Annotated in this window: 12 protein-coding genes and 1 riboswitch; of the genes, 6 read left to right on the top strand and 6 right to left on the bottom strand. The window is 53.6% G+C overall.

Translation table 11 applies throughout. The features are described 5' to 3' along the window. Positions 1 to 78: 78 nt before the first annotated feature. From MNU25_RS18850 to MNU25_RS18830, 5 genes are all read left to right on the top strand, one after another. A complete protein-coding gene (locus MNU25_RS18850; RefSeq protein ID WP_240986479.1) occupies positions 79 to 1,245 on the top strand; it encodes an adenosylcobinamide amidohydrolase in 1,167 nt (388 codons plus the stop codon). Next, a complete protein-coding gene (locus MNU25_RS18845) occupies positions 1,242 to 2,270 on the top strand; it encodes a magnesium chelatase ATPase subunit I (RefSeq protein ID WP_420838690.1) in 1,029 nt (342 codons plus the stop codon). Before MNU25_RS18850 ends, MNU25_RS18845 begins: the two co-directional genes overlap by 4 nt. Before the next feature lie 24 nt (positions 2,271 to 2,294). After that, entirely contained in the window at positions 2,295 to 4,265 is a 1,971-nt protein-coding gene (locus tag MNU25_RS18840; protein WP_240986478.1) for a VWA domain-containing protein, read from the top strand. 63 nt (positions 4,266 to 4,328) lie between these two features. Next, a complete protein-coding gene (locus MNU25_RS18835) occupies positions 4,329 to 5,168 on the top strand; it encodes an ABC transporter ATP-binding protein (RefSeq protein WP_240986477.1) in 840 nt (279 codons plus the stop codon). Between the two features lies 1 nt (position 5,169). Then, positions 5,170 to 5,901, top strand: coding sequence for an ABC transporter permease (locus MNU25_RS18830; protein WP_240986476.1), 732 nt, complete (start codon positions 5,170 to 5,172; stop codon positions 5,899 to 5,901). A 99-nt stretch (positions 5,902 to 6,000) separates the two neighbouring features. Here MNU25_RS18830 and MNU25_RS18825 read toward each other — a convergent pair whose 3' ends face one another. From MNU25_RS18825 to MNU25_RS18800, 6 genes are all read right to left on the bottom strand, one after another. Then, positions 6,001 to 6,240 (bottom strand): hypothetical protein, encoded by a 240-nt coding sequence (locus MNU25_RS18825; RefSeq protein WP_240986475.1) that lies wholly within the window; start codon positions 6,238 to 6,240, stop codon positions 6,001 to 6,003. Positions 6,241 to 6,337: 97 nt separating this feature from the next. Then, positions 6,338 to 6,437, bottom strand: a riboswitch (SAM riboswitch). A 175-nt stretch (positions 6,438 to 6,612) separates the two neighbouring features. Then, a complete protein-coding gene (locus MNU25_RS18820) occupies positions 6,613 to 7,278 on the bottom strand; it encodes a TVP38/TMEM64 family protein (protein WP_240986474.1) in 666 nt (221 codons plus the stop codon). 437 nt (positions 7,279 to 7,715) lie between these two features. After that, positions 7,716 to 9,020 carry an MBL fold metallo-hydrolase gene (locus MNU25_RS18815; protein ID WP_240986473.1) on the bottom strand — a complete coding sequence of 435 codons (1,305 nt, stop codon included), beginning with the start codon at positions 9,018 to 9,020 and terminating at the stop codon, positions 7,716 to 7,718. Positions 9,021 to 9,098: 78 nt separating this feature from the next. Then, positions 9,099 to 9,926 carry a carbohydrate ABC transporter permease gene (locus MNU25_RS18810; RefSeq protein ID WP_240986472.1) on the bottom strand — a complete coding sequence of 276 codons (828 nt, stop codon included), beginning with the start codon at positions 9,924 to 9,926 and terminating at the stop codon, positions 9,099 to 9,101. A gap of 378 nt (positions 9,927 to 10,304) precedes the next feature. Beyond that, positions 10,305 to 11,621 carry an ABC transporter substrate-binding protein gene (locus tag MNU25_RS18805; RefSeq protein ID WP_240986471.1) on the bottom strand — a complete coding sequence of 439 codons (1,317 nt, stop codon included), beginning with the start codon at positions 11,619 to 11,621 and terminating at the stop codon, positions 10,305 to 10,307. Between the two features lie 324 nt (positions 11,622 to 11,945). Then, the gene (locus tag MNU25_RS18800) at positions 11,946 to 12,827 is read right to left on the bottom strand and encodes a carbohydrate ABC transporter permease (protein WP_240986470.1); all 882 of its coding nucleotides are present in this window, start codon (positions 12,825 to 12,827) and stop codon (positions 11,946 to 11,948) included. A gap of 620 nt (positions 12,828 to 13,447) precedes the next feature. Here MNU25_RS18800 and MNU25_RS18795 point away from each other — a divergent pair. Beyond that, on the top strand, positions 13,448 to 14,383 hold the full coding sequence (locus MNU25_RS18795) for a tRNA (adenine(22)-N(1))-methyltransferase (RefSeq protein ID WP_240986469.1): 936 nt from the start codon (positions 13,448 to 13,450) through the stop codon (positions 14,381 to 14,383). The last annotated feature ends 71 nt before the right edge of the window (positions 14,384 to 14,454 follow it).

Genomic DNA, 14,454 nt, shown 5'->3' with positions numbered 1-14,454 from the left:
GGTCGTGTGGAGTACGGAGTGAACTTAGGGTGGGGAGTGTTCAATCTGGGATAAGCCAGCCTGGAGAGGAGAGAGAAAGTGCGAATTTGTACGTTATCAACCGGGGACGTCGTGTACCGGTATGACAAAAGTATTGTTGTGGTCTTCGAACAAGCGCGTAAAGTCCTCAGTACGTCCGTGCTAAACGGCGGTTACCGTGAAGATCTGAGTGCGGTCTTTAATCATAATATCAGCACAGAGGCCACAGAGGCCGGCCTGGCCGTTACCCCGCGTGCTTCCACTTACGAGCAGCATCTGCGCTCAGTTGCGCAAGAGGCGGGACTCAATCCCGACCTGAGCACCGGGATGGGGACGGCCGCGGCGATGGAAAATGTGGCGATCCGAGAGGAAACCTATGAAAACTTGACGGTGACCGCGTTGGTGACCGGGGGTGTAGAGGTCAATGGGGGACGGGTGGGTGATCCTGCGAGCTATTTTCAACCCATAGAGAAAAGGACACTCCTTAAACCGGGGACGATTAATATCATTCTGGTCATGGATGCCGATATGCCGCCCGGAACCTTGGCCAGAGCCCTGGTGACTTGTACGGAAGCCAAAACGGCGGCCTTGCAGGAACTGATGGCAGGCAGCAATTATTCAAACGGACTTGCAACCGGATCAGGGACTGATCAGGCCATTCTGATTGCCAATCCGGCTTCACCTTTGTATTTAGAGAGTGCAGGCAAACACTCCAAGCTAGGAGAATTGATTGGACGTGCGGTCAAGCAAGCGGTCCAGGAGGCACTCAGGCGACAGACCGGTCTGTCGCCAAGGCAACAGCACAGCGCCTTACGACGTCTTAAACGCTTTGGCGTCCGGGAAGAAACCCTATGGCAGGAATATAGGGCGGAAAAAGAACTTAGGGCGGAGAAGAGTGAACAAGGGTCCAAGCTAATCAAAGCGCAGTTTTTAGAGTATTTGTCTGAGAGCGACAGAGATGATTGTTGGGTGACTTATACTTCGTTATATGTTCATTTACTGGACCAATTTCTCTGGGAACTCCTGTCGGACGCAGAAGTTACGCAGGCTGGCAATGACTTATTGGCACTGGCTGCCGGCAGGTTTGGTGTCCCAGCGCCGCAGATTGGTGAACCTAATCCTCCCGAATGTCCGGTGAATCTTACAGACTTCATTCAGGCATGGACAAAATTGTTTGTTCGGATTGTGGACTATTTGTCAGTAAACCGGGGAGGTGTAACCGTTTGAAAGACCCGTCTGTCTACCCCTTCACAGCGATCGTCGGTCAAGATGATATGAAGCTGGCGCTGATATTAAACGCCATCAACCCGGCTCTGGGGGGCGTCCTGATCAAAGGGGAAAAAGGCACGGCCAAATCAACGGCCGTGCGGGCTCTGGCCGACTTGCTGCCGGCCCTGGAGGTGGTCGAGGACTGCCCGTTCCACTGCGACCCGCGGGAACCGCGGGGAATGTGCGCAAACTGTCAGGCCAGAGCCGAGGGTGAACAAATGTTGGCTTCCCGTTCGATGAAAATGCGGGTGGTTGAATTGCCCGTCAATGCTACGGAAGACCGGGTCGTCGGGACGCTGGACCTGGAGCAGGCTATTCAAGACGGGAAAAAGCAATTCGAGCCGGGTATCTTGGCCCAGGCCAATCGCAACATCCTCTATGTCGATGAAGTCAATTTGTTGGACGACCATGTTGTGGATGTTTTGCTGGACGCGGCGGCCATGGGAGTCAATACCGTGGAGCGGGAAGGGATATCGTATTCCCATCCGGCCCGTTTTGTCCTGGTGGGCACCATGAATCCTGAAGAAGGGGACATCCGGCCCCAGTTGCTGGACCGCTTTGGTTTATCGGTGACCGTGGCCGGTGAGCACCTGCCGGAACTGCGGGTGGAAGTGATCAAGCGGCGGCTCGCCTATGAGCAGGATCCCGTAAGCTTTTTGGAGATCTACCAAGCGGAACAAGAAGCGTTGGGGCAAAGGATCGTTCAGGCCCGGCGTTTGCTGCCGCAGGTTGAAATTGACGACGAACTGCTGATCCGGGTAGCGACCATCGCGCTTGAGCTGGAAGTGGATGGCCACCGGGCAGACATTACAGTGATCAAAACAGCTTTGACACTGGCTGCTCTGGCCGGCCGGGACAAGGCAGAGCCCGAGGATCTAAAAAAGGCGCTTAGGCTGGCCCTGCCGCACCGGATGCGGCGTCGACCCTTCGAAGAAGGGGTGCTCGATTGGGAAAAGATTGAGGCGTTGTTTGCCAAAGGCTAACAGGAATCGGCGGGAGGGAGAGAAATGTCAAAGCGGAATCTCTTTCCGTTTGCGGCCATGGTCGGGCAAGAGCAGGTCAAAAGGGCCTTGTTGATCGCGTCGGTTAATCCGAAGGTTGCCGGTGTTTTGGTTTCCGGTGCCAAAGGGACGGGAAAATCGACCATGGTTCGCGGCCTGGCGGAGGTCGTTGCCACGGGCAAAATGGCGGAGCTGCCCCTGAGTGTGACGGAAGACATGTTGTTCGGCAGTTTGGATCTGACCTATGCGCTCGCGCAGGGAACAAAGCGATTTTCCCCGGGGATACTGGCCAAAGCCCATGGGAACATCCTTTATGTCGATGATATTAATTTGTTGCGCCGCGAGTTCTTGAATGCCATTTTAGCCACGGCAGCGCAGGGAGTTAGTATCGTGGAGAGGGAGGGAATTTCCGAGCGCCGGGTGGCCAGGTACATCACAATTGGAACGATGAATCCGGAGGAAGGAACGCTGCCGCCGGCGGTTCTGGATCGGTTTGGTTTGTATGCGGCTGCCGGCGGGGAAACAACGGTGGCGGCCAGGGTTGAGATAGTGCGGCGAGTCCTGGCGTTCGAGCGGGAACCGGAGCTTTTCCGGCAGCAGTACCGGGAAATGAACGAAAATATCCGGCAGCAGGTCAGCCGAGCCGGAAAGATCATTGACAATATCGAAATAACGCAAGGCATGATGTCTCTGGCGGCCCAATTGTCCCTCCAGGCGCATTGTGCCGGGCACCGGGCCGAGCTGTTTCTGCTGGAGGCGGGGAAAGCCCTGGCGGCTTTGGCGGGACGAGAGTTCCTACTGCCCACGGATCTGGAAGAGGCAGCTCTGTTTGTCTTACCTCACCGGATGGGCCGGGAAGAACAAGGACCGTTCGAACGGCCTGGACGCTTCAGTGAACAGCAGCAAGAACAAGAGGAGAATAGGAAGGAAAGCGGGGAGAAAGAGCGGGAAGAAGAAAGGCAGGCTAGAGGGAAGTTTTCGAACACAGCGGAACCAGAAGCGGACAGAGTGGAACCTGCGGGTGCAGTGGAGCCGAAAGAAGACCGGGAGGGAGAGGCTAACCGGCGGCAAAAGGAGCCGGTTGGACCACAGTGCCAAGAATCCGGGTATAACGGCGACGTCAAGGATAAGACGGCGGATATTGACATAACGTTTCCGTTCTTGAACCTGAGCCTAACGTTGGCGCCGAATCGGCAAGTCAGGCGGGGCAGCGGTAAGCGCAACCGGACGCGCAGCACGCAGAGACGGGGAAGGTATGTTCGCGCTGCCTTCCCCTGCGGACCGGTGACCGATTTAGCCCTTGATGCCACCTTGCGGGCGGCGGCCCCTTATCAGAAACTACGGAAAAAGGGAAAATGCCGCCTGACGATTCAGCAGGAAGATCTGCGGCAAAAGGTCCGCGAACAACGGAGTGGCAATACATTTTTGTTTGTGGTGGATGCCAGCGGGTCCATGGGGTCCTACGACCGCATGCGGGCCGTCAAAGGGGCTATTTTTGCTGTGTTGCGGGACGCCTATCAAAAACGGGATCAAGTGGGTTTGATCGCTTTTCGGCGGCAAAGGGCGGAGGTGCTCCTGCCGGTTACTCGCAGTGTGGACCTAGCCCAAAAATGTCTGCGGCAGTTGCCGACGGGGGGAAAGACACCACTGGCAGAAGGACTTTCGAAGGCGTTTTCCCTGCTGAAATTGATGGGGAAAAAGGAAAAGGAATTGGAACCGGTCTTGTTTTTGGTGACAGATGGCAGGGCAAACAGCACAAGAACAGGCAACGGGGACGCGGTGGCGGATGCGCTTAAGATTGCCGGAAAGATCAGAACGGAAGGATTTTACAGTGTGGTCATTGATACAGAAAGTAATTTTGTCAAGTTAGGGATCGCGCAGGCCGTGGCGCATACCATGGGCTCTGCTTACTACAGTCTGCAAGAAATATCGGATGAAAAGATTGTGCGGATTGTGAAGAATATGCCATATCAGTGAATAACGAGACACCCTACCGATCATGAAACTGAAACTGAAGCCGGAGCCGGGAGGAGAGAAGAATTGTTAGTTATCCAAGATCTGACGAAACAATACGGACAAATTACAGCCGTGGACCATCTGGATCTCGTCGTAAATAAGGGAGAGTTCTTTGGCCTGTTGGGTCCCAATGGGGCAGGGAAGACGACTACCATAAGAATGATCAGCACCCTGACTCCTTTAACTTCAGGGCAAATCGCGGTCGCCGGCCAGACAGTGAACAGAAACCTCACCGAGGTCAAGCGTAAAATAGGGGTCGTTCCCCAGCACAACAATTTAGAAAGTGAAATGACGGCCTGGGAAAATCTAGAGCTTCATGGGCGTCTTTACCATATGCCGAAAAAGTCGAGAAGAGAGAGAATCGACGAACTTCTGGAATTTACGGGGCTTGTGGAGCGGGCCCACGACCTGGCCAGGACTTTTTCCGGAGGTATGAAACGGAAACTGATGATCGCCAGGGCCCTTATGCATCAGCCCGAACTGCTACTGCTGGACGAACCGACGGTAGGTCTTGACCCCGCAGTGAGGAGAAAGATGTGGGACTTATTGAGGAATTTGAGCCAGGGTGGGCTGACCGTACTGCTAACCACTCACTACATCGAAGAAGCGGAAATCTTATGTCAGAGGGTGGGGCTGATGAACGGAGGAAGATTGGTCGAATTGGACACTCCGGCCAGGTTAATCAAAAAGGTGGGGAAAGTCGTGGTCGAATATTTTGAGAGAGGGGAAACCAAGGGCGTTCTTTTTGAAACAAGAGAAGAGGCCCTGGCCTTGGCAGCCAAACTGGCGGGGAGTGTTAAGATTCGTTCTTCCAATCTGGAAGATGTTTTTTTGCAGCTGACGAACAGAAGGGTTGGGGAATGAGATGGGATTGGCCGCGATTATGTGGCAGGAGTATGTCTACTTTAAACGGAAGTTTTGGAGCATTACCCTGGGTTCCATGATCTCTCCGGTTCTCTATCTGATTGCTTTCGGCTGGGGTCTGGGCGGGGGCATGCACGGAGGGGGCGGGGATTATATTAACTTTATCATTCCAGGAATCGTGGGTTTAACGACGATGACGGCAAGTTTCAGCGCTATAGGCAATTCTATTAACATATCGCGACTATATGAAAAGACGTTTGAAGAATTTATGGTCGCGCCTCTCAATATGTGGGTCTACGCGATCGGAAAAGTTGTCGCCGGGGCGTTCAGGGGGCTCTATTCAGGTTGGCTTATCATTCTTTTAGCATTGGTTTTCAGGACGAAAATCGATATTCATCCCTATTTCGTTTTAATGATGGTTTTGAACTGCCTAACGTTTTCAGCCATAGGCTTTACCGTAGGTATATTAATCAAGTCTCACGCCGATATGGCTAAATTCTCCAATTTTATCATTACCCCCATGGCTTTCTTGTGTGGGACATTTTTCCCTTTGGCCAAAATGCCCTTTCTTTTAAAGAATCTCATTTGGCTTCTGCCACTGACCCAGACGAGCCTGGGTTTGCGCAGCAGGGGTGAAAACATATGGAATAGGACCATGCACCCGCTGATTTTAGTTCTGTATTTTGGCCTTGTCTTAGTGCTTGGAGTCCACTACTGTAAAAAAGCTGAGTAGAGACGGTTGCCTGCATTTAGAGGAAGCCAACCCTGATCCTTGTCTGGATTCCTCGCCGGACACCGGGTATAATTTCAATCGTTACCGGTCAGCCGTGAATTAGAGTTTGCGAACCGGCCGGGGAGCGGTGGCCTTATTTAGCATCATGTCGGGCAGTCCGTCTGCGGGGAAGATCTTTTGGACAGCCGTTGTGGTTTTGCGTTCCGATGTGGCTTTGCGTTCCGATTCTCTTAAAGCCCACTTAAACCACTCTTCCCTGCTTTGTCCGGTTATGGCACAGATGTGTTCAAAACGTTTTTTTCCCTGGTCGGTTACGGGAAACCAGATGATGTCGTCCATGGAAACACCTCTCTCAAGCAAAGTACCAAAAATATTGATCTTGGCTTTTTTCGAGGCAATAATAAACATCTCTCCCAACGGAAGAGATGTTTTACTGCTCTCATCTGTTAGGAATAGATCCTACAGGATTTGGCACCATGCTCAAAGCTGGTTGCCGGGCTTCATTGGGCCAGTCCCTCCGCCACTCTTGATAAGAGATTTATTCAATTTCCGGGTGCTCTGTTCTCTAATCATAAATGTACCGAACGGTTCTGTCAAGCTCTGAATTATCTGTCTTTCTGCCGAACAGGGGAGTGGAAGCTATTTGCCATAGGCTTACGGGAGACGGCATTGAACGCTCTCTTTAAAGAAGCAGGCGGCTAAGCTTTTTGGTCACACCGCTTGTAAACGGTGTAACAAGTAGCTGGAAAGCCATATAAGAATCATCCCCAGAATACCCGCCCAGAGCCAAATCCTGAACTTTGTAGCCACTCCCGCGAAAACCATAGCCGTCATCAAATATGAAGGAATAATCGTTACGGCAGCCGTCCAAAGGTAGTCCCAAAAACGAACGGCGGGCAGAAGCGCCGTAATATAGTTTACCAGAAAAGCCGGAAGAGGCAGCAAGCGAGCGATCAGCAAGCCCGCGGTTCCCTTGCGGCTGACCCACGCATCCACCTGTCGGAACTTTTGATGAGAGTTGGCTTTCAAGAACAGGGGCTCCCCTATACCGCGGATTAAGGCAAAGATTAAGAGGGCACTTAGAGTAGAACCCAGCCAGGAATAAAAAATACCCCAGCCGATGCCATAGGATTTAAAGCACATGATCGTTAAGCTTTCCGTAGGAATCGGCGTCATACTCAGCACGGTTATGAGGGTAACCGCCGTCACCACCCCCAGCCAACCCGTAGAACGGATGATATCCGAGACGGCTTGACATCTGTCAAGATAGAGAAAGGCGGCGATGAGCAATATCCCGATGGCCAAAAGGGGTACCGACAATTGGTTTTCCAATTGATCCAACCTGGACAAGGTTTTACTCAGTGCTTCTTGGTTCATATCCCAACTCCCTCAAGAAATTTGGCTAAAAAGCTTAGCCGCTTGCTCCTGACAGTGACCATGGAGAAGTTTGGCTGTTGAGGAATCCAACGCCTTCGGGGGCAGAAGGATGTCCCCGTCCCCCAGGTCATTCCGCGAAGGTACCTCGCATCCTCGCGGCTGCCTGAAGCTGAAGTCTGCGTTGCCGTCACTTCACCCCTCCCAGCAATGATAACAGATCCAACGCATCCCTGTCCAACTTTATCGTTTACCGAGCAGGGAAACGTTAAAGTCCCGCGGCTATCTCTGTACTTTCCTGCGCTCTTGGGCCGACGAGCGGTTCTGAAGAACACGGACCAATGTCAGCGGGTGAGCATGCCGGTCCGTTCAACGGAGTGCAGTCCGAGGCGAGGGGACCCGTTAAGGATGTGTCGGCAGAACTCTATCCGTACTGCTAGCTACGGCGCCGGGATGTAATACGTGTGGTAGAGCTGGGGGACGGCCAGGATTCCGTGCGGGGGAGCGGGCATGGCTGTTATGTTCGTCGTATGGACGGGATACAAAATATCCGGATCGGCCAGGTCAACGCATTTCTTCAAATACTCGGGAGAAGCGTGGCCGCTGCTGCGGGCAAAAAACAAATCCAGGTTGAAGTCCCGGAGCCATTGCTTCAGGTTACGAAAGGCTGGGTCGAATTCCCCCAGGGGAGTGCCATCCGAGTGGATGAAAGAAGAGCCGCGTTCCGGTCGCAAATCGACTAGTTCATTGAGATTGGCATACGGCAATTCGGTCAGAAAATGCGCCGGCTCCGAGGCGATGTCCGATACGGTCAGCCGGGGCGCATCCAGCCCGGCGATCCAGGGAGGGAGTCCCCGGACGCGAAATTCCTGGGTCACGAAGACCGCCGGCTGCGATAGGTTGTATTCCCCGGGGGAGAGGGTTCGGAACAAGTGGTGAGTGGCGGGGGTTAAGACTAACCGCCGGCCCAAAGACCGGGCAGCGCGAGCAAAAGTGGCGATGCGCTCAATGTTGCGGTTATAAAGCGTAAAAAATGCGGCCTTGCCGGGGCGGACCGCCGCTTCAATTGCTCCGCTGAGCTCGTTTTCGCTGTAAGCATCTGGACGGGGGGCCTCACCGGCCCGTGTTCCCTCGCTTACCAAAATGTTAGTGCCCATCTTACCCAATCTGGTAAAAAAAGCCGTGGTGACGTCCGGGTGCAGGCCGTGTCCGCGGAAGTCTCCGGTGTAAGCGAGAGTTCCGTCCGGCGTCTTTACGTAAAACCCGCTGGCACCGGGGATGTCATGCTCGACCGGCAAGGGCAGGATTTTCAGCCGCCCGAAATCTATCCATTCGCCGTAGGGAAAGACCCTGAGATTCCGATGCCCTCCGATCCCTTCACCGACGACTTCCAACTGCCGCAGAAGATCAAAGCTGGGTTGACTGATATAGAGTGGTACGGCGGGGTCCAGACAAGAGAGCATCCCGACATGATCCAGGTGAAAATGGCTGATGAAAACCGCGATGTGTTGAGCGAGCGAGGCGCTGTAAAGATAGGGCAAATCCGGAATTACGCCGGCGGCGCGGTAATCTTCCGCTTCAAGTCCCGGACGGACCGTTAGGACTGGGTCGAATCTCCCCTTGCCCGGTTCATAGGTGGCGCCGAAGTCGAAGATGAGTTCATCGTCGCCCGAGGTCAGGTGCAACTTGGTTCCGCCGATGACATTAACGCCACCGTGCAGACTGAAAGAAGTCTTGTCGGTCATAGCCCCAATCCTTTCGCTAAGTGAAAGTTAAGTTTACCGCCCATTTGTCATCGAGTAAGTGTTTAACCCCCTTATAACCTAGCCTTTGATTCCGCCCGCTCCCGAATACATGCCTTTCATGAATTGTTTCTGGGCAATGAGAAAGAGCACGAGCACCGGCAGAGTGGTGTAGACTACCGCCGCCGACAACCCTGTCCAGTCGGTTCCGTTGGTGCCCAAAAAGTTAGAGAGTCCCACTTCAACCGGCTGGACGGAGGCTGAGTTGGTCATGATGAAAGGCCAGAGGAAACTGTTCCAGGAACCGAGAAAAGTGTAGAGCCCGATCGTAATCAAAGACGGCCGGGCGGCAGGGACGGCGATCTTCCAGAGAAAATAGAGGCGGCCGGCTCCGTCCAACTGGGCCGCTTCCCAGTAGTCAGACGGCAGGGTGAGAAAAAACTGTCGCAACATGAAAATCCCGAAGACGGAGGCGCCCCAGGGAACGATCTGGGCCCAATAGGTGTTAAGCCAATGGATATCCTGTAAGAGGATGTAGTCGGGAATCAAGAGCACCGTTTGAGGAATCATCATGAGGGCCAGAAAAGCCATAAAGAGGAGAGATTTGCCCGGAAAGCGCATCGTGCCGAAGGCAAAGCCCGCCAGGAGAGAAGTCACGAGGACCAATAAAGTGGTGACCGTGGCGATAAATACGGTATTGCTGAAATATCGCAACCAAGGGGCACCGCTCCAGGCCCGGACATAGTTGCCGAATTGCCCGTGGGGAAGCAAGACTGGGGGGTACTGTAAAGCCTGGCCAGAGGTGTTTAAAGAAGTGACAATGACCCAGTAAAACGGAAATACGAAAAGCAGCGCTAAGACCACTACCAAAAAGATGCGCATGATATTAAGCCAGGGGTGGCGCCTCATCGTAAACCTCCTCAGGGTGGGGACAGGCATCTCCATCTTGACGGTGCCTATCCCCTTTTTGGCGGAACGGAATACTTCAGTTTTCCGGCAGGTGCAGTCCGTTTTCCGGCAGGTGCAGTCCGTTTTCCGGCAGGTGCAGTCCGTTTTCCGGCAGGTGCAGTCCGTTTTCCGGCAGGTGCAGTCCGTTTTCCGGCAGGTGCAGTCCGTTTTCCGGCAGGTTCAGTCCGTTCTCCGACGGGTGTAATTCCTGTCCTCCGCACTTAAATCTTGCTTATCTGCCGAAAGTTCGTTGGGATTCTCAGAATTGTGCCGGGAGTGAGCCCAAGTCCATTAAGTTCCATGGAGCATCCAAGCGTATGAAGGCTAACCTTATGAAGGCTATTGGGCACTTGCCAAGGCCTGTTGGGCTTTGCTTGCCGCCTGATCCAAGGCCTGCTGAGCTGAAACATTTTGCGTCAGCACCCGGGTGATGGCATCGCCGATATACCCGACCGCCTGCTGCATACCCGGAACCGGGGGTTGGGCCTTGGCGTATTGCAAGGAATCGGCGGCGATTTTCTGGTAGGGATGGCTGTCCAGGTAAGCCTTCATCAGGGGAAGTGCGGAGGTACGGATCGGCAGGTAGCCGGTCTGTTGGGCCCAATAAGCTGTTTGCTGCGGTTCTGTCAAGAATTTGATAAACTGCCAGGCGGCTTGTTTCTGGGCCGTGCTGGTCTGGGAAAAGATGGCGATATTCGTTCCCTGCATGATGTTGCCTTGGCCGGCGGAGCCGGAGGGCATGGCGGCGACTTTTAAGTCAAACTTTTTATTGACGGCATGAACTACGTAGGGATAGGAAGCCACGGTACTCATGTCAAAAACGGAACGCTGCGCTCCCAAAGCGGTTTCGCCGGGGTAATTGCTTCCCAATTTGAGTGCGCCCGCCGAGTAGAGATCCTTGAAGAACCTCATGGTTTGTACGCCTTGGGCTGAATTGAAGGCGATTTTGCCGTTGGCATAAAGGTGGCCGCCATTGGAACGCAGCATAGAAATCCAAAGGTACGTCCCGTTGGCCGGTGCGGTGGGGGTTCCGGGATCGATGGTCAGCCCCCAAGTGTTGTTAGCGCTTGAGGCTGCCGCTTTGGCCACGCTCGCGAAATCCTGCCAAGTTTGGGGCGCGGTTTTATTGAGCTGCTTTATCTTGTCGGCGTTATAGTACATGACAAAATCGCTCTTGTTAAAAGGCAGCATCCAGGTCTTGCCGTCCGGCAGTTGTTGATCCTTCCAGATGGTCGGAACGAAGTCCGCAATCTCTTGTTGGCTGAAGCCGTCTTTGCCCTGGATATAGGAATCAAGTGGAATAATTGCTCCCGATTTAGCAAAATCCGCCGCCCAATCTTCATAAACCTGACCGATGGTGGGCGGATTTTTGGCGGCCACAGCCGCGACCTCTTTTTGTTGCAGGACTCCGTAATTGGGCTCGGGCATGAGAGTAATTTTAATATTGGAATGTTGACTTTCGAATTCGCTGATTAAGTGATCGAGCGCACCTTTTTGGGTGCCGGATACCATCGTTTCCGCAAACGAGATGGTGACCGGTCCCCCGGTATTTGAAGCCGTGTTGGGGTTTTGTGCGGTACCGCAACCCGCCAGGGACAGCGCCAAGGCAGCGGCGGCGAAGGCACTGAGGGTTTTGACTTTCCGATTGACTTTCACTTAAAGGACCTCCTGCTTTCGTTGTTTTTAACTTTCGTTGTTTTTAAATTGAGAAGAAATCTTTCTGGCCTAAGAAGTATTTTGCCGGGAAACATCACCTTCTTTACTTGGGCATCACTTCCTTCCAGCCGGGCCAACCGCCGTATCGGCACGTTTCAGAAATCGCTACACTTCCGGCAGCAGTGCGTTTTCGCAGCCCACTGTGTTCTTGCAAAAAAGTGATCCTTTGCGCAACGGTCGAGGCAAGTCCCAGAGAACACTTCTGAGTCAAAATGCTTTTGAGGCTAGAATGTGCCTGGGATTAGGATACGTATACGTATGAGACTAGTATGCTTCCGAGCGGGAAACACGCATCTGAACCAGGGTGAGAGCGGCAATGATGATAAAGATGAACACGGCCAGGGCAGCCGCGTAGCCGGTATGATAAAACACAAAAGCCTGCTGAAAAAGCAGAAAGCTGGCGGTCGTGGTGGAGCCTGCCGGGCCGCCGTTGGTTAAAGTAAAAAACTGGGTAAAGGCCTGGAGGGCGCCGATGGTATTGATGACAGTCACAAAGAGAGTGGTCGGGGCCAGTAAAGGCCAGGTCACGTGCCAGAACTCCTGCCAGGCGGAGGCCCCGTCAATCCGGGCAGCTTCTCCCAGCTCGGAGGGTATGGTTGTGAGCCCGGCCATAAAAATGATAATATTGAAACCCATAGTGTGCCACAAGGTATAGAGGATCACAGAGGGCATGGCCCATCTCGCGGATTGCACCCAGCCGATTTGCGGCAGCTGCAGAAAATGCAGGATTTCGTTGAAGAGCCCAAACTGAGGGTTAAAAAGCCAAAGCCAAACGATGGAGGTGGAGACGACCGGAGTTACATAGGGAGCGAAAAACATGAGCCGAACCAGCCCGAGTCCGCGGAAGGGACGCATGAGCAGGAGGGCAATGAACAAAGCCGCGAAAATCCCTGTGGGTACGGAACCGAGGACAAAGTAAAAGGTAGCGATCAGGCTGTGCCAGAAATCGTGAGATTTCAGCAAGGCGGCATAATTGCTGAAGCCTATGAATTTGGACATGGAGGTATTGAGAAAGTTCCAGTTGAATAGACCAATGTAGAGAACGTAGAAGGCTGGCAGCAAAGTAAAGGCCAAGAAGATCAACGCGGATGGTGACAGATACAAATACGCGTGGAGTGCCTCGGTCTGGGTGCGCCTATGTGTCATACACTCACTCCCTAAATTCGACATTCTTATTATTTGTGACATTCTTCCGGTTTATGATAGCTTTTCGACCGGTTACAATAATAGCACGTCCATCTCAAATACAAGTAAAAAGAATGTAAACTGGAGGTAAAACCCCCTGGCACCGGTGCAACTTTGCCGCGTTCTGTCGAGCCCGGCTCAATCACAAAGTTACACACACATTGAACATTCTAGCATAGCTCCAAAGCCTAAAAACGTCAAGAGATGGAACCGAGGCGGATCTAGGTCAGCCCGAAAAAATTTTTGCTTTCGGGAAAATGCACTTGATCCTAACGCCACGTCAGGATATAGAATACAGTTGCCGGCAAAATTAGTTCGTACGAAATGAGGGGATGATGACTGAACCCAATGCGGGTCATCGAGATGCACATGGAAAGGTCTCTGGTTTAAGATGGACAAAATGGAAGGATGTATATATAATACGTAGGATAGACCTTTTAAGAAGACATTTTTAGGGAGACGTTTGAGACACCGACTCCGTGCCCGAAAAAAGTCTCAAGCTTGGGGTTTCCGTATCTTCAAAATTTGCCTAGACTCGGGCTGAGCCGGCAAGCGGTTGGCAAAATATCGGAGTGAGGGATGTGACGGTGGCACTTTTGGGACCACGTTTGGCCGCAGTCGCGGCTCGTGTCCCCCGGGGAGCAAAACTGGGGGATATTGGGACAGATCATGCCTACTTGCCGGTGACCCTATGCGAAGAAGGTCGAATCCAGTCGGCAGTAGCCGTCGATGTTCATCGCGGACCGTATGAATCAGCCTTGGCCACCGTACGGGGCCGCGGTTTGATTGAAAAGATCTCCGTTCGCTTCGGGGATGGGCTAAGCCCGCTGGTCCCCGGAGAAGTCGACACTTTGGTTTTGGCCGGCATGGGAGGGAGTACGATGACGAGCATTCTCAGCCGCCGGCCGGAGATTTTGGCTGGGATATCCGCATTGATTCTGCAGCCGCAGGGCGCGGAAAGCCAGGTGCGCAGGAGCCTGCTGACCGCAGGGTGGCTGTTACAGGACGAAGTGCTGGTAGAAGAAGAGGGTAAAATCTATGTCGTTATGGCCATGACCAGGGAACCGAGCCGGCAGCCGCCGGAGCCGGAGACGGAAGGAAGGCGCAGGGACCGGATGTGGCAAATGGCTGCGGGACAGCGTCCGGGCTTTCTCTCTTTTCGGGACGTGGACGAAATAGCCGAGGGATGGGTCGGGCGTTTGAAGGAGATCGGCGCGGAGGCACTGAGGGGCCTGAATGCGGCGGAGCCTGCGGGCGAAGTCGGCGAGATTTTCGCAAGCTCGGTCCGCACGCTGGTCTGGCAGCTGGGCCCAGTCATTGTGGCCCAGCCCAATTCTCTTCTCAGGCGTCTGCTGGCAGAGAGAATCCGGGAGTTAGACCGGCGTCTGCAACAGATGAAAAAAGCCAAATCGCCAGGCGCTTCCGAGCGGGTTACGGTCACTCTTGTGCAGAAGTTAGCCTGCGAGGGTATGTCGGTTGCTTTGAGTGGGATGACTGGTCATGCCTGGGACTCATGACGTATGGTTGGCCCGCTGAATATTGATCAAACGCCGGGCGCATTACCCCCGGCTTAAGCCGGCTTTAACCA

Origin of the sequence: Acididesulfobacillus acetoxydans (assembly GCF_902729405.1) — a bacterium.
GTDB lineage: Bacteria > Bacillota > Desulfitobacteriia > Desulfitobacteriales > Desulfitobacteriaceae > Acididesulfobacillus > Acididesulfobacillus acetoxydans.
Note: the sequence above shows the minus strand (reverse complement) of the source record. Positions and strands in the feature narration are given on the sequence as shown.

Coding starts and splice junctions, on each gene's coding strand:
- MNU25_RS18840 (WP_240986478.1), top strand. CDS start 2,295: ATGTCAAAGCGGAATCTCTTTCCGTTTGCGGCCATGGTCGGGCAAGAG.
- MNU25_RS18810 (WP_240986472.1), bottom strand. CDS start 9,926: ATGAGGCGCCACCCCTGGCTTAATATCATGCGCATCTTTTTGGTAGTG.
- MNU25_RS18800 (WP_240986470.1), bottom strand. CDS start 12,827: ATGACACATAGGCGCACCCAGACCGAGGCACTCCACGCGTATTTGTAT.
- MNU25_RS18815 (WP_240986473.1), bottom strand. CDS start 9,020: ATGACCGACAAGACTTCTTTCAGTCTGCACGGTGGCGTTAATGTCATC.
- MNU25_RS18825 (WP_240986475.1), bottom strand. CDS start 6,240: ATGGACGACATCATCTGGTTTCCCGTAACCGACCAGGGAAAAAAACGT.
- MNU25_RS18830 (WP_240986476.1), top strand. CDS start 5,170: ATGGGATTGGCCGCGATTATGTGGCAGGAGTATGTCTACTTTAAACGG.
- MNU25_RS18820 (WP_240986474.1), bottom strand. CDS start 7,278: ATGAACCAAGAAGCACTGAGTAAAACCTTGTCCAGGTTGGATCAATTG.